Source organism: Lysinibacillus sp. FSL R7-0073 (genome assembly GCF_038009065.1).
GTDB lineage: Bacteria > Bacillota > Bacilli > Bacillales_A > Planococcaceae > Lysinibacillus > Lysinibacillus fusiformis.
Genome location: NZ_JBBPAS010000001.1, coordinates 4,002,929 through 4,020,677, shown reverse-complemented (window position 1 = coordinate 4,020,677; position 17,749 = coordinate 4,002,929). Strand labels below are relative to the sequence as shown.

General features: G+C 37.5%; 19 protein-coding genes. 11 read left to right on the top strand and 8 right to left on the bottom strand.

The annotated features are described in order from the left end of the window. The first annotated feature begins 52 nt into the window (after positions 1 to 52). Positions 53 to 1,138 (top strand): S-layer homology domain-containing protein, encoded by a 1,086-nt coding sequence (locus MKY88_RS20205; RefSeq protein ID WP_069482643.1) that lies wholly within the window; start codon positions 53 to 55, stop codon positions 1,136 to 1,138. A gap of 40 nt (positions 1,139 to 1,178) precedes the next feature. Here the strand turns inward: MKY88_RS20205 and MKY88_RS20200 are convergent, their stop codons facing one another. Then, complete coding sequence (locus MKY88_RS20200) at positions 1,179 to 1,925, bottom strand: arylamine N-acetyltransferase family protein (protein WP_193833084.1); 747 nt, start codon at positions 1,923 to 1,925, stop codon at positions 1,179 to 1,181. A gap of 186 nt (positions 1,926 to 2,111) precedes the next feature. Between MKY88_RS20200 and nagB the strand changes: the two genes are divergently transcribed. The 3 genes from nagB (at position 2,112) to MKY88_RS20185 (ending at position 4,446) form a co-directional block, all read left to right on the top strand. Beyond that, positions 2,112 to 2,825: a glucosamine-6-phosphate deaminase gene (gene nagB / locus MKY88_RS20195; protein ID WP_340814554.1), complete on the top strand. Its 714-nt coding sequence runs from the start codon at positions 2,112 to 2,114 to the stop codon at positions 2,823 to 2,825. Positions 2,826 to 3,119: 294 nt separating this feature from the next. Next, positions 3,120 to 4,022: a S66 peptidase family protein gene (locus MKY88_RS20190; RefSeq protein ID WP_328201397.1), complete on the top strand. Its 903-nt coding sequence runs from the start codon at positions 3,120 to 3,122 to the stop codon at positions 4,020 to 4,022. A 22-nt stretch (positions 4,023 to 4,044) separates the two neighbouring features. Next, positions 4,045 to 4,446, top strand: a complete 402-nt coding sequence (locus MKY88_RS20185; RefSeq protein WP_069483418.1) for a cytidine deaminase — start codon at positions 4,045 to 4,047, stop codon at positions 4,444 to 4,446. Between the two features lie 47 nt (positions 4,447 to 4,493). On the opposite strand, the gene MKY88_RS20180 is transcribed toward MKY88_RS20185, so the two are convergent. The 3 genes from MKY88_RS20180 to MKY88_RS20170 all read right to left on the bottom strand — a co-directional run bounded on the left by MKY88_RS20180 (position 4,494) and on the right by MKY88_RS20170 (position 7,592). Next, a complete protein-coding gene (locus tag MKY88_RS20180; RefSeq protein ID WP_328201393.1) occupies positions 4,494 to 6,080 on the bottom strand; it encodes a catalase in 1,587 nt (528 codons plus the stop codon). 297 nt (positions 6,081 to 6,377) lie between these two features. Further along, the gene (locus MKY88_RS20175) at positions 6,378 to 6,887 is read right to left on the bottom strand and encodes a hypothetical protein (RefSeq protein ID WP_069482638.1); all 510 of its coding nucleotides are present in this window, start codon (positions 6,885 to 6,887) and stop codon (positions 6,378 to 6,380) included. A 15-nt stretch (positions 6,888 to 6,902) separates the two neighbouring features. Further along, positions 6,903 to 7,592: a B3/B4 domain-containing protein gene (locus MKY88_RS20170; protein ID WP_328201392.1), complete on the bottom strand. Its 690-nt coding sequence runs from the start codon at positions 7,590 to 7,592 to the stop codon at positions 6,903 to 6,905. Between the two features lie 59 nt (positions 7,593 to 7,651). Here MKY88_RS20170 and queG point away from each other — a divergent pair, with 59 nt between their 5' ends. Both queG and trmL read left to right on the top strand, forming a co-directional pair. Next, positions 7,652 to 8,788, top strand: a complete 1,137-nt coding sequence (gene queG / locus MKY88_RS20165; RefSeq protein ID WP_328201391.1) for a tRNA epoxyqueuosine(34) reductase QueG — start codon at positions 7,652 to 7,654, stop codon at positions 8,786 to 8,788. Positions 8,789 to 8,855: 67 nt separating this feature from the next. Then, positions 8,856 to 9,329, top strand: a complete 474-nt coding sequence (trmL, locus tag MKY88_RS20160; RefSeq protein WP_069482635.1) for a tRNA (uridine(34)/cytosine(34)/5-carboxymethylaminomethyluridine(34)-2'-O)-methyltransferase TrmL — start codon at positions 8,856 to 8,858, stop codon at positions 9,327 to 9,329. A gap of 36 nt (positions 9,330 to 9,365) precedes the next feature. Here the strand turns inward: trmL and MKY88_RS20155 are convergent, their stop codons facing one another. Then, a complete protein-coding gene (locus MKY88_RS20155) occupies positions 9,366 to 10,211 on the bottom strand; it encodes a VOC family protein (RefSeq protein WP_328201387.1) in 846 nt (281 codons plus the stop codon). Between the two features lie 394 nt (positions 10,212 to 10,605). On the opposite strand from MKY88_RS20155, the gene MKY88_RS20150 reads away from it, so the two are divergent. Together MKY88_RS20150 and MKY88_RS20145 are read left to right on the top strand one after the other, a co-directional pair. After that, a complete protein-coding gene (locus tag MKY88_RS20150; RefSeq protein ID WP_008173412.1) occupies positions 10,606 to 10,776 on the top strand; it encodes a hypothetical protein in 171 nt (56 codons plus the stop codon). Positions 10,777 to 10,859: 83 nt separating this feature from the next. Continuing rightward, positions 10,860 to 11,690: an aldo/keto reductase gene (locus tag MKY88_RS20145; protein ID WP_340814550.1), complete on the top strand. Its 831-nt coding sequence runs from the start codon at positions 10,860 to 10,862 to the stop codon at positions 11,688 to 11,690. 48 nt (positions 11,691 to 11,738) lie between these two features. On the opposite strand, the gene MKY88_RS20140 is transcribed toward MKY88_RS20145, so the two are convergent. After that, the gene (locus tag MKY88_RS20140; RefSeq protein WP_193833074.1) at positions 11,739 to 12,578 is read right to left on the bottom strand and encodes an RluA family pseudouridine synthase; all 840 of its coding nucleotides are present in this window, start codon (positions 12,576 to 12,578) and stop codon (positions 11,739 to 11,741) included. 54 nt (positions 12,579 to 12,632) lie between these two features. Further along, positions 12,633 to 13,058 carry a disulfide formation protein C gene (locus MKY88_RS20135; protein ID WP_008173406.1) on the bottom strand — a complete coding sequence of 142 codons (426 nt, stop codon included), beginning with the start codon at positions 13,056 to 13,058 and terminating at the stop codon, positions 12,633 to 12,635. Between the two features lie 183 nt (positions 13,059 to 13,241). Between MKY88_RS20135 and MKY88_RS20130 the strand changes: the two genes are divergently transcribed. Further along, entirely contained in the window at positions 13,242 to 14,357 is a 1,116-nt protein-coding gene (locus MKY88_RS20130; RefSeq protein WP_340814547.1) for a GAF domain-containing sensor histidine kinase, read from the top strand. 12 nt (positions 14,358 to 14,369) lie between these two features. Then, positions 14,370 to 15,017: a response regulator gene (locus MKY88_RS20125; protein ID WP_008173403.1), complete on the top strand. Its 648-nt coding sequence runs from the start codon at positions 14,370 to 14,372 to the stop codon at positions 15,015 to 15,017. A 54-nt stretch (positions 15,018 to 15,071) separates the two neighbouring features. Here the strand turns inward: MKY88_RS20125 and MKY88_RS20120 are convergent, their stop codons facing one another. Continuing rightward, positions 15,072 to 16,193, bottom strand: coding sequence for a response regulator (locus tag MKY88_RS20120; protein WP_328201382.1), 1,122 nt, complete (start codon positions 16,191 to 16,193; stop codon positions 15,072 to 15,074). A 571-nt stretch (positions 16,194 to 16,764) separates the two neighbouring features. Here MKY88_RS20120 and MKY88_RS20115 point away from each other — a divergent pair. Beyond that, on the top strand, positions 16,765 to 17,694 hold the full coding sequence (locus tag MKY88_RS20115; RefSeq protein WP_340814544.1) for a helix-turn-helix transcriptional regulator: 930 nt from the start codon (positions 16,765 to 16,767) through the stop codon (positions 17,692 to 17,694). The last annotated feature ends 55 nt before the right edge of the window (positions 17,695 to 17,749 follow it).

The following is a 17,749-nucleotide window of genomic DNA, read 5'->3' as shown; positions in this document are numbered from 1 at the left end:
TAAGCATAACTACACGTCTTTATGGGTAAAGAATCGGTGAAGGAGGGATAATGTGAGGAACATATTGAAATTAGTATGTTTTTTCCTGATAACGATTGGCATAATACCGAAGGAAGTGCAGGCAGCCAGCTTTAGAGATTTAACGGATGATACTTTGCTGACAGAAATACATTATTTAGTGGAGCAGGATATTGTGAGGGGCTATTCAAATCAGTTATTCAAGCCAAATGACTTTGTTACGAAAGCACAAGTAGCTGTCATGCTCACACGTGCTTTAGGACTAAATACAATCAACATAGAAAACCCCCACTATCAAGATGTAACATCGGCTAATCAATACTACAAAGAAATAGCTGCTGTACAAAACAAAGGGATATTCGATGCAGCCCATAAATTTAATCCAGATGCGCCGATTACTAGAGGAGAAATGGCTATTGTGCTAAATAGGGCATTTCAATTAAAAGGCTCAGATCCGTATTATTTTACAGATGTGACGGAGCAGACACGTGGTTATAAAGAAATTTTAACACTGGCTCATAATCATTTAGTAAGGGGCTATGGGGATGGTGCGTTTAAACCTAATAACCCTGTTACACGTGCACAATTCTCAGCATTTTTGGCGCGAGCAATGACTCTTTCTAAGCCACACTTGCTAAAGGACCCAGCATTTGTATATACGTATGCCTATTATTCTTTAAGTGACAATAAGCGTTATACTTTAAGCTATCAATATGAGCAACATGACGGTAAAAATGATGTATGGACCGTCAAAAATGTAAGTACAGGACAAACTTTTTCTAATGAGCTTTTATATGGTCATGATCGGGCATATGGTCAAGCCATTGCAGGTGACGCAAACACACATTATGATTTATATATGGAACTACCACTTAGAGTAGGTGTTATTTTACATGAAGATGATCCAGGGGTTACTGCAGGAGAACGAGTAACTGTAAAATCAACTAACGGCACAGTACAAGCTGGTGAAGTGCAATATACGGGTGTAATAATAGTAGAGAAAAGGTCAGAATTTAGTAATGTGGTAAAAACTTATTATTTCGTAGATGATATTGGTTTAGTCAAGGAGATGCACAATGATCTGGTTGTGTTTGAATTGCTCAATCGGACAATGAAATAATCAGAAAAGGAAAGCAAGCCATTGATGGACTCGCTTTCCTTTATTGTTGTAAAGAGATATGAAAAAAACGCTGCAGAGCCTGCAACCATTCCTTCTCAGTGTTTGTCGTATAGGTAGTTAGGGATTGTCCTTCGTAAATTCTAAATTCATTGTTCATCATCGTGTGACGACCACGAGCCGTTCGAATCATGGCAATTTTATTTTTTTGTTTAGAGAGTCGTGGGGCAAATTTTGCATCATTAGCGTCATTATGAAAGCAATAGAGCAAACGCCATTGTTGCTTGGTTTGCTCAAAAAGCATCCAACCATTTTCTTCATCATACTCTACTTTATATAATTCTCGATTTTCTCGGTGTTGATATCCTGCAATTAATGGTACTGGTTTACAAGGTGCTAAAGCACCAACGCCTACATCTGAAATATAGGATTGTTTCGCATCCTTTACTAGTAATAGCTGATGCATGGGTATATCTTCAGGAGGAGTATGTTCTTCAACGTTGCGCCAAAACTGAGCATAGCGATTGGTAACTGAAAAGCCGAGCTCCCGTAAAAGCCAGCTAAATAAAATATTTAGTTCAAAACAATTGCCACCACGTCGCTCAATAATAATCTTTTGAAATAAATCAGGAATAGAGAATGAGATACCGAGGTTCAAGGCAACATCTAAATTTTCATAGGGAATGGTCAATAGATGCTTTGTCTGTAACTGTCCAAGAAGTTGGACGGTAGGCTCTAAAGTTCCTTGAAATTGAATATGTTGTAAATATTGCTGAATCTGTGCATTCATAAAATCGCCTCACTTCCTTATTTATAACATAACCGAAACAGCATCAGAATACACGCATAATATTACGAGGGAAATGATAGAAAAATAGCTAAATAACTTGTAGAATTAATATATTAGCTACTATAAAGTGAAATATTTTCCAATATAGTTAATGAATAAGAATTTAAGGTAGGTATGATAAGGAAAATGAAATGGATAGAAGTCAATACATATGACGAAATGAGCGAAGTGGCCGCAAATATTTTTTTAAAGCAAATACAGAAGAAGCCAAATAGTGTGCTCGGATTAGCAACTGGTGGTTCACCTGTAGGAATGTATAAAGAATTAGTAGCGCGACATCAAGCTGGTCAATTATCATTTAAGGATGTAAAAACTTTTAATTTAGACGAATATGTAGGTCTTAAGCGAACAAGTCCTGCAAGTTACTGGACTTTTATGCACAATAATTTATTTAATGATGTAAATATTAAACAAGAAAATATACATTTGCCAAATGGTGAGGCAGAGGATTTAGCTGCTGAATGCATGGCATATGATGCAAGAATTGATATGGCAGAAGGTATTGATTTACAGCTTCTTGGAATTGGCATAAATGGTCATATAGGCTTTAATGAGCCGGGTACTCCGTTCGATTCTATGACAAATATTGTTGAATTAACGGAGTCGACAAGAACAGAAAATGCGATTTACTTTGATGATGAAGCCGAAGTCCCAACACATGCCATTACGATGGGTATTCAATCTATTATGAAGGCGAAGGAAATTGTCCTGATTGCCTTTGGTGAGAAGAAGCTGGCGGCCATCCAAAAATTGAAAAGTGGCCATATAACAGAAGATTTCCCGGCAAGTCAATTATTGAAACATCCTAACGTCACGATTATTTATGGCGGCACAAATTAACAATGAAAAGCAAAGCCTTCTTATGTCTGAAGTCTTTGCTTTCTTGTTTTTCCTGATAAACGTATGAGCAATGAATATACGCTCCAGAAAATTACTGCTACAATAACAATTAAATCCCCCTTGTTGAAGGTAAAGTCTACTGTCTAAATGTCTGAAGGTTGCAATTGTAGAATGTCGATAGTTTCTCCTTAGGTAGAAAAAAACCGTATAAAATAATGGGAAGAAGATGCAATAATAGATAAATGCCTCGCACCAACTAGAGGCAGCATAAGAAAAATAAGAGGAGGAATGAACATGAAAAATACCGTACCACGTTTACAAAAGGGAGATTTAGTAGGTGTAGTTGCTCTATCGAGTCTAGTAGATCCTGAGAAGCTAGGGGACGCATTATCTTTTTTAGATGAGTTGGGTCTTAACTATATCGTAGGGGATACAATCCATGCAAAGCATGATTATTTAGCGGGTAGTGATGAAATCAGGTTAGCAGATTTTCATGAAATGGTAAAGAATCCTGAAGTGAAAGCGATTTTTTGTGTAAAGGGTGGCTATGGCGCTGCTCGAATAGCTGAAAAAATTGATTATACGTTATTAGAGGAAAATCCAAAAATTTTCTGGGGCTTTTCAGATATTACATATTTGCATTGTGCCATCAATGAGTACGCCAATTTAGTAACATTCCATGGACCTATGTTAATGGCTGCTAATACAATGGATGAACTATCGAAGAAAATGTTTGTACAATTATTTTCCCCTATCGAAATACAATATACGGAGTCAATTTCTCCTTTAACAACAATTGCTGGTGGGATGGCACGTGGTGAATTAATAGGAGGAAATCTTTATCGTCTTGTCAGCACATTAGGCACTAAATTTGAGATACAGACGGAAGGTAAGATTTTATTGATAGAGGAGTTAGCTGAATCGATTCCTAACATTGATTCGATGCTACAGCAATTAAAGCAAGCTAGAAAATTAGAGCAGCTAGCAGGTGTTGTCATTGGCTCCTTTACACAAACAGAAGCGGATGAAGCAGCACTACACAATTTAATGAAAGAGTATTTTGCAGACTTAGGCATTCCTGTTGTGGCAGGTTTTAAAATAGGACATGAATCAACGAATGTAGGCATTCCTCTGGGGGTAGATGCGTATTTAGATGCAGAGGAAAAAGTATTAAAAATATTACCAGGAGTATATTAACTGTAGGGAGATGTTAAATGGTATGGATATTGAGAAAAAGCTCTATGAAGCAGCCGTCCAATTAGTGGAGAAAAGATATCCCTCAGGATGGGGCGGAGCGGCCGCTTTGTATTCTGAGGACGGGCATATTTTAACTAGTGTAGCACCAGAGGTCATCAATGCAGCAACTGAATTATGTATGGAAACGGGTGCTATTTTAGAGGCGCATAAATTGAATACAAAGGTGACCCATTCGATTTGTGTTGCTAGAGAAAATGAAACATCCAAATTCGTAGTGCTCACACCTTGTGGGGTCTGCCAAGAAAGACTCTTTTATTGGGGAGAGAATGTGAAGGCAGCAGTTACGAATTCAGACGGTACACTAATATTTAAAACGTTAAAAGAGATACAACCATATCATTGGTATAAGGCCTATGAACAATAATGCAAAAAAGACATTACAAAAATATGTAATGTCTTTTTGGGTGTGAATTAATAAGGGTCGGCATTATGTCCTTTATCTATCGCATCTTGAGGGGCATGATTTCCATCAATATTGCCAAGTGGCTTTGAAGGAGAGGATTCCTTTCTTGCCTTATGCAACCCTTCTTTTAGCAAACGACCATATTCTTCATCTGCTTCTTCTGCTAGTGCAATCATTGCATTTTGTATATCCATATGACAGACGGATAAATCACGAATTAAATTGGCAAGCAGCTCATCGCGCTCCCATTGCTCAAAGTTACGGTAAGTTTCACCAGCCTGCTTGGTATTACTTTGACGATCAATGGATTCTCGAACAAGGTTTCCTTCAACATACGGAGTATATTCCTTGCCATCCTGTGTAGCTTCCTTTAAGCCATTTAACATGGATGGCTCATAATTAATATGTGGATTTTGACCAGGTGCTAAATCTCGTTTATACATCATTTGGCCACCACTTTGATTGGTTGCTACACGCTTTTTAGGCGCATTAATTGGCAATTGAAGATAGTTGGCTCCCACACGGTGACGTTGTGTATCCGAATAGGAGAATGTACGACCTTGCAGCATTTTATCATCGGAGAAATCTAAACCATCGACCAGTACGCCCGTACCGAAAGTAGCTTGTTCTACCTCTGCAAAATAGTCCTCAGGATTTTTGTTTAATACCATTTTACCGACTGGATACCATGGGAATTGATCGTTTGGCCAAAGCTTTGTGTCATCCAATGGATCAAAATCAAGCTCAGGATGTGGACCATCCTCCATAATTTGAACATGTAATTCCCATTCAGGAAATTCTTCACGTTCAATTGCATCATATAAATCCTGTGTGGCATGATTAAAATTTTTCTGCTGAATTTCTTCTGCTTCTTTTTGTGTTAAATTTTTAATGCCCTGAAGTGGCTCCCAATGATATTTGACGAGGACCCCTTTACCTTCCTGATTAACCCACTTATACGTATTGACGCCAGAACCCTGCATCATACGATAGTTAGCGGGTATACCCCAAGGTGAGTATACAAATGTTACCATATGAAAGGATTCTGGTGAGCTAGCACAAAAATCAAAGAAACGTTCAACGTTTTGAATATTAGTAATAGGATCAGGCTTAAATGCATGAATCATGTCAGGGAATTTCATGGCATCACGGATAAAGAAGATTTTTAAATTATTACCGACTAAATCCCAGTTGCCATCCTCTGTATAAAATTTTACCGCAAAGCCTCGTGGATCTCGTAATGTTTCAGGCGAGTGTCCACCATGGATAACCGTTGAAAAACGCACAAATACTGGCGTTTTTTTCCCTTTATCCTGAAAGACTTTTGCACGAGTATATTTAGAAATTGGTTCACCGCCTACTACACCGTATGTTTCAAAATAACCATGTGCACCAGCACCGCGAGCATGAACAACTCGTTCTGGGATTCGCTCTCTGTCAAAGTGACTTATCTTCTCTAGAAAATCATAATTCTCAAGTGTTGCAGGACCGCGATTACTGACTGTTCGTAAATTTTGATTGTTAGTAACGGGATGCCCCTGTCGATTTGTCAATGTTGTATCTTGCTCATGTGTTGAATCATTTTGCTGCGTCATAGTATGACCCCTTTCCAATAGTTACTTCCATTTTGTCCTTGAAAGGGGCAATCTAGACATAGGGAATTTTTACATATTTGCTGATAAAAAGGCTCTCCATACATACATGTAGGAGAGCCTTGGATGGCGTTTTCAAATGGAATCAAGTTTTTTGAGTATGGCCTTTACCTATAGTTGGTCATTAGTCATCGGTCATACAGTAACAGGTAACTTGTTATTGGTTTTTATCTAATTAGCCGAATAGCTAAATTTGAAAACAGCACATCCAACTCGGTTTGGAGTCTCACCGCCCCGAGATTAGAAGTATCGGGAATCATCAAAGTTAATTTGTATGCTGTAATTTTTTGAATTAATAAGATTGGATAGTTTATGTGCCTCTTTTTCGAGCTTCATTGCTCGTTCTCGATAGTCATCAGGCTCATATAATGCAATCTCGTATAACATAGCACCATCACCATAGCCAAAACGAACACTTTCTTTTTCCCGCATACTAAATTCTTTACATAGTTCAGCCTCAGCACGAAGCTGTGTAGCTAATTCGATAGCTTCTACTAGTGCTAGTTTCTGATCTTTAAAATTTACTGTGTTTTGAATGTTTGCTTCATACACTAAACGATCTAACGTACGCATATCTTCACGAACTTGTGCCAATTCCGTTTCAATAAGAGAGAGTGCACGGTTACTTGTTTTAGGAGCCTGTCCCTTTTCTACTGTCACAAAAGCACTACGATGTAATTCACTAATAAGCTCTTGCGTTTTCTTTCCTAAAATACTTTTTAGTTTAACAGCTTCTGCAAGATTGATCACGAAACCACGTCCTTTTTAAAGTGTTGTAGATGGTGAATTATTTGACAGGAGGGCAATTTGATAGTCACCACCGTGAATTTGATTAAACATTTTGCCTGCTGACGCCAAAAGGTCATTCGCTGCTTCATGTGTTAATGATGGTCTAAGATAAAAAATATGTAGCGCCTCAGTCGTATCTTCTGTAACGGCTGTACGTTTAGAATCGACAAATGGAGAACCAAATGCTCCCTTTTCATCACGACTAAAGAGGATTTTGTTGAATGTATTAAAACGCCCATTTAAACCTTCATAACCAATGTCTTCATGGCCAAGAGCTATTTCTACGCACCCTTTTATAAGGGCTACATCATATAGGCCAATCGGAATTTCATATTGAAGAGAGAAGAAGTTATTTAAATCTACACCAGAATGAAATGGTGTTAAATAGTTTTGTTTACTAATTCGACGCATAAGACTTTCTGCTGAGTGACGATAACGATTTGGATCGGCACCTAGCTTTTTCCATAGTGCTCGCCATTCTGCAATGCCCTCACGCTGGTTCACTGGAAGGTCCTGCATGTCTAGAAAAAGGTTTTCTTGATACAATTGCATCCGACCTTTAATCATTTGAGGGGATTCTGCTACAACAATTTTGGTATAATGAATAATGCCGATTTTTAGCTCGGGATGTTGTGTTAATAGAGATTCGTTAATGGAAATTTCCAAAGAACATCACCTACTTTATCTATTTCTATTATTGTACCATGTAAGGAGTTGGAAATAAAATGAACATACATGACCTACAACGCGACTTTGTGGCATATGCAATATCCATTGGCGTTGATAAAATAGGTTTTACAACAGCAGCTCCCTTTACAGAATTAAAAAACCGACTGCGTCGTCAGCAGGAGCTTGGCTATCAGTCTGGCTTTGAAGAAAGTGATATTGAGAAACGTACCGAACCCCTGCAATTATTAAATGAGGCAGAGAGTATTGTCTCGATCGCGGTTGCTTATCCCTCACGTATGCAAAATGCACCCATTGGCAAAAAGGGAGCAAGACGTGGGATATTTTGCCGTGCTTCATGGGGAGTCGATTATCATACAGCAATACGTGAACGTTTGAAGTTATTATCTGCTTGGCTTGAGGAGCGTGTCGAAGGTGTACGTATTGAGTCAATGGTTGATACAGGTGCACTTGTAGACCGTGCAGTAGCAGAACGTGCAGGCATAGGCTGGAGCGGTAAAAACTGTTCGATTATAACACCTGAATTTGGGTCTTATGTGTATTTAGGAGAGCTTATTACCAATATTCCATTCTCGCCAGATAAGCCAATGGAGGATGAATGTGGTGAGTGTCGCCTATGCTTGGATGTTTGTCCAACAGGTGCATTAATCCAAGGAGGGCAATTGGATGCACAACGCTGTATTGCCTTCCTCACTCAAACGAAGGGAACACTTCCTGAAGAGTTTCGAAACCACATTGGTAATCGTCTCTATGGTTGTGATACTTGTCAGACTGTGTGTCCCAAAAATAAAGGGAAAATTAATTGGATTCATGAAGAATTTATGCCTGATCCAGAGCTTGCCAAGCCATTACTAACACCACTATTAACGATTTCCAATAGAGATTTTAAGGAAAAATTTGGCCACGTTTCTGGTTCATGGCGAGGTAAAAAGCCCATTCAACGAAATGCGATCCTCGCCCTTGCTCATTTTAAAGAGGAAGCGGCTATACCAGATCTCATCAACCTTTTGAAAAACGATAATCGCCCAGTCATTCGAGGCACATCTGCATGGGCTTTAGGTAAGATCGGCGGAGAACAGGCTAAGTCTGCCTTATATGACGCGGAAGCTAATGAGCAGGACGAAGAAGTATTGCATGAAATTCACAAAGGTTTGAAGTTTTTTCTGGATGAATGAAGAGAACAACAACTCAACTAAATGAGTTCTACTAAAAGAAATTATGACAATAAGGAAGTGTATTGTTATGCCATTGCATATCGTTTTATATCAACCAGAAATTCCAGCGAATACAGGAAATATTGCTCGTACTTGTGCTGGTACAAATACATCATTACATTTAATTCGTCCACTAGGCTTTTCAACCGACGATAAAATGCTAAAACGGGCAGGCTTAGATTATTGGCATAGTGTGAACATTGTTTATCATGATTCACTGGATGATTTTATAGAGTATTCTAAAGATGGAGACGTATATTTAATCGAAACTTATAGTGATGAGCCGTTCACTACGCATGATTTTAGTGATAAAGAGCGTGATATTTACTTTATGTTTGGGAAAGAAACAACAGGACTGCCGAAAGAATTTGCGTATGAACGTCGTAATATGTGCTTACGTATTCCGCAAAGTGATCATGTCCGTTCACTCAACTTATCTAATACGGCTGCGATTGTTATATATGAGGCATTACGACAACAAGGATATCCAGGTTTACATTAATAAAAGCAGTTCTCAACTTGTGAGAACTGCTTTTTACTAAAGTTTTAATAATACGACATTTCCAGCCGGGTCCTCAGTTTGGAATCCACCGTCTATATCGATAACAGGTGCACCCATTGCACGAAGGTTCGCTTTCATCATTGATGCTTGTTCTTCATTATCTAAACGCAGTGAGTACGTTTTTAAGCCTACTTGGTTTTCGCCAAGCTTTGGAGCATTTTCTGAGTGCCAAGTGTTTAGGCCAATGTGATGGTGATAGCGCCCTGTAGAAATAAATAATGCCTGTGAACCATAGCGCGCCACAATATCATATCCTAAGCCCTTTGTATAAAATTGTTCAGCCTCTGCCAAGTTAGAAACAGATAAGTGAATATGTCCCATGACCGTACCTGCAGGAAGGCCATTCCAATTTTCATCACCTTCTTCTAAAATCGAACGAATATTTAGTGGCTCTGTCACCATATGCACTTGATCCATATGCCATCCCCATTCATTTTCAGGGCGATCTGCATATACCTCAATACCATTATCATCAGGATCATTTAAATAGAGTGCTTCACTGACAGCATGATCAGAAGCCCCAAGATATACTCCTTTTTCATGAAAATGCTTGATAATATTTGCCAAATCACGACGAGTTGGCAAGAGTAGTGCAAAATGATAAAGTCCAGTCGTCCTGCTCAGTTTTTCTTCCACTGTGTCTGGTTGGACTATTGTTAATAGTGCAGTATGCCCATCCGCTGTTAAAGTAGCTTTATGTGATCCTTCGTGTAAAACGTTGAAGCCAATGACGTCTTGATAAAATGCTAAAGAACGTTGTAGATTGCTTACTTTTATTTCAACATTTGTTACATATGTGTTGGGTTTTTCATGGAAATGCATATAGAATACCTCCAGTAAGTTATTTTTATTTATTTAGTTACTTTATGTAAGTTAGTTTATTTTAATAATAACTGAAAGTCAAGTAAGTAATTTTATTGTTTGACAAAAAAAGAAAATCACTAAGCACGTCTAATGCTCAGTGATTTTCTCGAGGTATTATTTATCCGCTTTGTAATCGCCTTCGTACCCAGCAGTAAAAATAGCTGTTAAGAAAGCAACTGTTACACCAATGATTAATAATAGTTTCATGGAAGTAACCCTCCTCATGTAATAAAGACATCTCTGTTTAGTATAGCCTATCTACTGTGAAAATGAAACGACATACCTGAATAAAATATGTCAGAAATGGTTCAAACGTATAGTTATCGGGAAAACTATTAAGGAGGTGATTAGTATGAAAAAAAAAGTGCCAAACATTGAAAATGGTACGATGGCGAGAGATATGAAGGAATTAAAAGATTTGGGCAAACAAATGGAACATTTACGTGATGGTCTAGAGCTTGCGGAGGATGAGCGTATTGCTGACCCTATTCAATTGGAAAGTATCGAAGAAAAGGATGAATAGTGGTGAAGAACGGTAGCTTCTTTATTTTTCTTAAATCCAATTTTTTGTATAATGGACTAGGAAAAAGAAAGGGGTTGTGATTCATGTATTTACAATCATCGAAAACATTATTAAATGGAGTAGAAATGCCTCGCTTAGGCTTAGGTGTTTATAAAATGACAGATCATGAAGAAACATTACAATCCATCGATACAGCTCTGAAGGTTGGTTATCGAGCTATCGATACGGCATCATTGTATGGGAATGAAGCTGAGGTAGGAGAAGCAATTCGTCATTCAGGTGTACCACGTGAACATATTTTTGTTACAACAAAAGTATGGAATAATGACCAAGGATATGATGAAACCTTACGCGCCTTTGAAGTATCGCTGAAGAAACTTAATATGGATTACGTAGATTTATATTTAACACATTGGGCTGTTCCAGAAACATTTGAGGAAACATATCGTGCCATTGAGCGCCTATATGATGAAAAACTAATTCGTGCAACAGGTGTGTCGAACCATCATGAGCATCATTTAGAAAAAATACTGGCAAAGGCCAATATTGCTCCAATGGTTAATCAGGTGGAGATGCATCCATATTTACAACAACAAGCATTAAGCGCATTTTGCCATGAACATGAGATTGCAGTTACTGCATGGTCACCGTTAGGACGAGGTGGGGTACTTGATGATTCAACTATCGTAGAAATTGGTAAGGAGATCGGCAAGACGGCTGCTCAGGTAGTGTTACGCTGGCATTTACAAAATGACACATTGATAATTCCTAAATCGGTTACATCAAGTCGAATTGAAGAAAATGCACAGATTTTTGACTTTGAATTAACACAGACTCAAATGGATAAGATAGCGTCATTAAATCGTAATCAACGATTTGGGCAAGATCCTGATCATTTCAAATTTGATTTTTAGTTCTATATATAAATCCCGCTCTCGTAACAGAGAAGCGGGATTTTTTAATTATTGATCGTCCTTGACTGTAATGCGTTTATTTAAAAATGGATGGTCAAATTCTAATTGGATAGCATGGAGTTCATAGTCATCACTAGCCGTTTCTCTTGCACCGTACATAGTATCACCAATAATGGGATGGCCGATATAGGCTAAATGGACACGAATTTGATGTGTTCGACCCGTTTCAAGAATCAAATGGACCACACAAGAATTTTTGTAGCGTGATACGACTTCATAATGTGTCACTGCATGCTGACCAGTTTTGGACACGACACGTCTAGAAGCATGATGTCGATCTTTACCAATAGATTCGGAAATGGTACCTGATGAGGAGCGTATATTTCCTTGTACTTCTGCCGCATACGTCCGAATAATCGATTTTTCTTCAATCATTCGGTCAAAAATTGATTTCGCTAAAGGATGCTTGGCTACGAGTAATAAACCTTGTGTCCCTTTATCTAGTCGATGGACATGCTCTGCATACATACCGCCTTGTTGTTGGATATGCGCCATAACGTGGTTCATACATGTATGGGTATCTCGGTCATCATTAGGGTGCGTTGCCATACCCTTTGGCTTGGATACGATTAAGCAATGATCATCCTCATAAACTATATCAATCGCACAAACAGGTGTTGGTTTATAGCTAGACGCTGGGATTGGGAATGTAAATTTAACAATAGTGCCTACTTGTAAAGGAGTATTCCATTGAACAAGCTCATCATTTTCTAATGTAATAGCTTTTGCCATCCGTAGTTCATGGACGAGCTTTTTGCCTAGTCGCCAATGATTACGTAACAGTTCCTCAATCGTTAAGTGATCTTCATTAAATGTATAAAGAAACATTGATCTTCCTCCGTAGAAAAGACCGTATTCCAATGGTAGAACACGGTCCCTTGATTATTTTGCAGCTTTTGTAGCTTTTATTAAATAGAAGCTTGCCCCTGCAATTAAAATAAATGCAGTTAATGCTAAAAATGGAATAGTGATAAAGCCTAACCAGTTAATATATTGTCCTGTACATGATACGGCGCCACAAGAAGGGGCATTATCCGCTAAAAAGCTAAGCTTTTGAATGCCGTAATGATAGAGTGAGATACAGCCTCCGATAACTGAGAAAACCGCTGTTGTGACAGCAATACGAGCATTTTTTTGTATAAAGGCTACAGTGGCCATAATGACGATCGGGTACATAAAAATACGCTGTATCCAACATAATTTACACGGTTCATAATGACGAATTTCAGAAAAATATAATGAACCTAGTGTAGCTACAGCAGAAACTATCCATATAAATAATAAGCCATTTTCCTCTTTTTTAGACATATCGATTCTCCCCTTTATAAAAACACTACTTGTACGATTATAGTTGTTCTAGTTTTATATGTAAATTAACTTACGCAAAATAAGGACGATAATTTCAGTCTAAAGTATGAATGGCTAATGCAGACGAGCCTAATGCCTTAATGGTATCATTAACAATAGTAATGCTAAAGAAGAGGTGTTTTCGTGAAGGAAAATGAGCACTCCAATATAAGTATATTGAAGGAAATTGCAGAACTATTAAATGAAGAAACTGAAATCGTTACGATGCTAAAAGGGGCCCTTATCAAATTTTTAAATGGCACGAATTTTGAAACAGGTTGGATCTTTTTTATTGATGCAAAGGGACGCTCGGAGCTTGTTGTTCATGAAAATTTACCTGAGGCATTGGAATTTAACAACTGTCATTATTTAAAAAAAGGTGGCTGTTGGTGTGTATCGCGTTATCGTAATGAGGAGTTAAAAAAGGCATCTAATATTATTGAATGTCAACGCATTGAAAGTGCGATTGCAGCAAATGTTGGGGATCATGAAGGAATCACCCATCATGCCACGGTGCCCCTTCAATCTGGACAAGAACGTTTTGGTGTATTAAATGTTGCCTCAAAGGATACTTTACGCTTTTCTGAGGAGGAGCTAGCCCTATTGGAGTCGGTAGCATTTCAGATGGGTTCTGCTATAAAGCGAATTTTACTGACGAAACAAGAGCAAGAAATGGCCCTTGTAAAGGAACGCAACCGTCTAGCAAGAGATTTACATGATTCTGTCAATCAACTATTATTCTCGGTTACGCTAACGGCGAGGGCTGGTATTGAAATGACACAGGATAGCGATGTGAAAGAAACATTTAAAGAGATACAGCATTTAACTCAGGATGCGCTAACAGAGATGCGGGCATTGATTTGGCAGCTGCGACCAAAGGGATTGGAAAATGGCTTACTGGAAGCGATAAAAGTATATGCTGAGATGCTTGGCTTAAAATTACATGTTACGGTTTCAGGAGTTCTACAATTTCCATCGCGTATTGAAGAGACATTATTTCGAGTAGCTCAAGAGGCTTTAAATAATGTTCGACGCCATGCAGGTGTTTTAGAGGCGGCACTTTATATTACCGTCACATCTACAGATATTTTATTAGTTATACGCGATGAGGGACGAGGATTTGTCATTGACAATAATACGAAGCTATTGTCAATGGGCTTACAATCCATTAAGGACCGTGCAAAATCAGTGGGTGGCACTGCTGACTGGGTAAGTGAAATGGGCAAAGGTACGGAGCTGCTAATCCGCTTGCCATATTAAGGGGGAGAGGACATGATACGTGTATTAATTGCAGACGATCATCACGTAGTGCGTCGAGGATTACTGTTTTTCTTAAAGACACAAAAAGATATTGAGGTTGTTGGAGAGGCAAAAAATGGACATGAAGCCGTATCATTAGCAGAAAGTATCCAACCAGACATTATTTTAATGGATTTAGTGATGCCTGAGTTGGACGGCATACAGGCAACAAAGCGCATTAAAGCAAAATTTCCAAAAATAGAGATTTTAATGCTGACAAGCTTTTCAGATCGGGACCATGTTGTCCCTGCAATGGAGGCTGGGGCAGCAGGCTATCAATTGAAAGATATTGAGCCAGATGAATTGGTCTTATCTATTCGTCGCATTATGCGTGGCGAAAATACATTACACCCAGAGGCTACAACGACACTTGAAATGGATCGCCAGGAGGCCCAGAATGCCCCGCATTCGTTAAATCCATTGACGCCTCGTGAGCAGGATGTGCTGGCAGAGCTAACAAAAGGGAAAAGTAATCGAGAAATTGCTTCCTCATTATTTGTGACAGAAAAAACAGTTAAAACTCATATTTCTAATATATTTACAAAATTACAAGTACAAGATCGTACCCAGGCTGCTCTATATGCGGTTAAGCATGGTTTGACAGAGGGTAGTGGTAGCTAAAGCAAAAACGACGAGTTTCTACAATATTGTAGGAGCCCGTCGTTTTTAGTATGATTATTTACTTTCCACAAATAATTTTTTTGATATCTCTAATAAAGTAGAACTTGGAGTTAATGCTAAATCCTCTTTTAGTTTTTGTTTATACGTTAGGAAAATTTTATGTGCCTGCTCATGAAGACCTGCCTGAATTAATGTGTATAAATAGTGCTCAAGTTTTTGTTCATTATAGGGATCATTTTCTAATAAAGCATGTAAAAATTCGATTGCTTTATCAGTATCTGAAAAGACTGTAGTTTGGAACCCTTTTTCTAATAATTCTATGTATGATTTCGTTAATCTATCCTTATAGGCTTTTGCCCATTCATAATCATCAAATACAAATAAACCATTTTTATAAATTGCTAGACATTGATGAATTAAAGAAATAGAAGGAAATTCTAATCGTGAAAAATCCTCATGAAGTTTTTGAAAATCATATAAGTCACACACGAGGCTTGGTTTTTCAAAGATATAGTACTTATTTGAAAAAACAATACAGTTTTCATAGCCAATCGTATTTAATGTTTTTCTTAAGTACGACAAAGCTGTATGAAGATTTGATTTGGCTCTTACATAATCTAAATCTGGCCAAAAAATTTCAATTAAATAATCTCGGTGAATAGGAATATTTGGATGCAAAATAAAATAAGCAAACAATTCCTTCGTCTTCTCAGTTTTAAATGCCACTAAGCTTTTATTGCTATAAACAGCAAATTGATCAAAGCATTGTACATTTAATAACGTTTGAGTTGCCTGTTGAAGCATTTGCTGTATAGAAAATTCATGCTCAATACGAGTCACCGTTTTTTCTAAACGAGCATGGCTGATGGGCTTTAATAAATAGTCAAGACCACCAATTTCGTAAGCCTGTAAAGCAAATTCATGATAGGAAGTAATAAAAACAACACTGACATGTGGACGCTCTGTTTTAATAATGTCTGCTACTTCAAGACCAGAAAGTTCTTTGAGTTTTACCTCTAAAAATAGAACCTCAAATTCTATCGAGGGCAGCTCATTAAGAAATACTTCTACACTCGTAAAGGTTTGAATAATTTGTATTTGTTGAAATACTTGTAGTTTATTTTGAAAATAGTGTAAAGCTAAAGGTTCATTGTCTATTAAAACGGCTCGAATCACATCAAACTCTCCTTTTTACAATTAAATTGAAAACCATTAAACTTTAGTTCATTTTGGTTGAAAAGGCTTTCTATATATACTGAAAGGGCATGAAAAGTTAAAATCACTTAATTTCTCTATTAAAAATTTGATACTAAAATAAAGCAATTTGTTGTAGGTCTTCCACAGGCGAGAGTTAGTAATCCTGTGGGGGTGTCACATCACGCCAAATCCCTTCTTAGAAAGTATTCGCCGTTCATTATATAGAAGAAAGAAGTTATTTATTTGTGTTAAGAGAATTGAAATAATTGTTTAGGCGTTTATGTATCAAACTATTCTTATAAAAAATTGAAACAGTCTATATTTAGTAGGAATTAAATGCTGTAAGAGATCGACTTTAAAAAGTAATATTTTTTCTTATATTGTAAAAATAGTATAATGATTGTAATAATTAATCAGGCGTTATTATAGTACATTTGTCTTAAATAAAACTCAAAAAGTACTTAAAAAATACTTAAAAATATAGGATGATAGTAATTAAAATGCATTTTACTGAGAAAAAAATAAGATCTATTAAGAAAGGGGCTTCTCTATGAAATTAGAGCGTCTGCTAACAATGATAATGATATTAATCAATCGAAAAAAGGTTACCGCACAAGAATTAGCAGAAGTATTTAATGTATCGGTTCGTACTATTTATCGAGATATTGAAACACTAAGCTGTGCAGGGGTACCTGTTATTAGCCAACAAGGGGTGCACGGAGGAATTAGCTTAATAGATGGTTATCGTGTAGATAAACAGGTTTTAACAAAGGATGAGCTTGCGTCTCTGACAATTGCCATTAAAAGTGCTTTGACTACCTATGAAGATTCACATGCAGAAGCTGTTCTTGAGAAGTTAACAAGTATTGCAGATGATCATGTCAAACAATCCATGGATCACTTATTTGTAGATTTGAGTCCATGGGGGCCAAATATTCTTTTTAAGGAACATATTACGATTTTAAAAAGTGCTATAGAAAATAGGCTTTGTGTAAGCTTTACGTATTCGACGACACATGGAGAGTTAACAAGGCGAGTAGTTGAACCGCATACATTGGTTCAAAAAGGGAAGACATGGTATTTATATGGCTATTGTACGTTAAGAATGGACTTTCGTCTCTTTAAACTGGCAAGGATTAAAAACTTAATGCAAGTAGATCTACACTTTGAGCGGAAGGAAATTAATTTAAGTGAACTTCCATGGGGGAAAGAATGGTATCAGCCACAAAACGTAGTCGATTTAGTCATTAGTTTTGATATGGCTGTGACGACATTAGTGGAAGAATCCTTTGGAGTAGAATATGTTGATCAGGAGCAGGCCAAAATTAATATATCTATACCAGAGGATGAGTGGCTGTACGGCTTTTTACTTAGTTTTGGCAATCGCATAAAAGTTATAGAACCACCTCACATTAGAGGTATTCTTCAAAAACGTGCGCAGGAAATTTTTCAAATATATAAGAATCCGGATAATAGTTGACAGACAGTTGTCAGGTTTCCTTTGCTATAGTAAGGACAAATAAAGCGAAGGGTGG

Bases quoted from the DNA above. Each gene is read 5' to 3' on its own strand.
- MKY88_RS20140 (WP_193833074.1), bottom strand. From the start codon at position 12,578: ATGTTTCTTTATACATTTAATGAAGATCACTTAACGATTGAGGAACTG.
- MKY88_RS20115 (WP_340814544.1), top strand. From the start codon at position 16,765: ATGAAATTAGAGCGTCTGCTAACAATGATAATGATATTAATCAATCGA.
- MKY88_RS20145 (WP_340814550.1), top strand. From the start codon at position 10,860: ATGTATTTACAATCATCGAAAACATTATTAAATGGAGTAGAAATGCCT.
- queG (WP_328201391.1), top strand. From the start codon at position 7,652: ATGAACATACATGACCTACAACGCGACTTTGTGGCATATGCAATATCC.
- MKY88_RS20190 (WP_328201397.1), top strand. From the start codon at position 3,120: ATGAAAAATACCGTACCACGTTTACAAAAGGGAGATTTAGTAGGTGTA.
- MKY88_RS20125 (WP_008173403.1), top strand. From the start codon at position 14,370: ATGATACGTGTATTAATTGCAGACGATCATCACGTAGTGCGTCGAGGA.
- MKY88_RS20185 (WP_069483418.1), top strand. From the start codon at position 4,045: ATGGATATTGAGAAAAAGCTCTATGAAGCAGCCGTCCAATTAGTGGAG.
- MKY88_RS20200 (WP_193833084.1), bottom strand. From the start codon at position 1,925: ATGAATGCACAGATTCAGCAATATTTACAACATATTCAATTTCAAGGA.
- MKY88_RS20180 (WP_328201393.1), bottom strand. From the start codon at position 6,080: ATGACGCAGCAAAATGATTCAACACATGAGCAAGATACAACATTGACA.
- MKY88_RS20150 (WP_008173412.1), top strand. From the start codon at position 10,606: ATGAAAAAAAAAGTGCCAAACATTGAAAATGGTACGATGGCGAGAGAT.
- MKY88_RS20155 (WP_328201387.1), bottom strand. From the start codon at position 10,211: ATGCATTTCCATGAAAAACCCAACACATATGTAACAAATGTTGAAATA.
- trmL (WP_069482635.1), top strand. From the start codon at position 8,856: ATGCCATTGCATATCGTTTTATATCAACCAGAAATTCCAGCGAATACA.
- nagB (WP_340814554.1), top strand. From the start codon at position 2,112: ATGAAATGGATAGAAGTCAATACATATGACGAAATGAGCGAAGTGGCC.
- MKY88_RS20135 (WP_008173406.1), bottom strand. From the start codon at position 13,058: ATGTCTAAAAAAGAGGAAAATGGCTTATTATTTATATGGATAGTTTCT.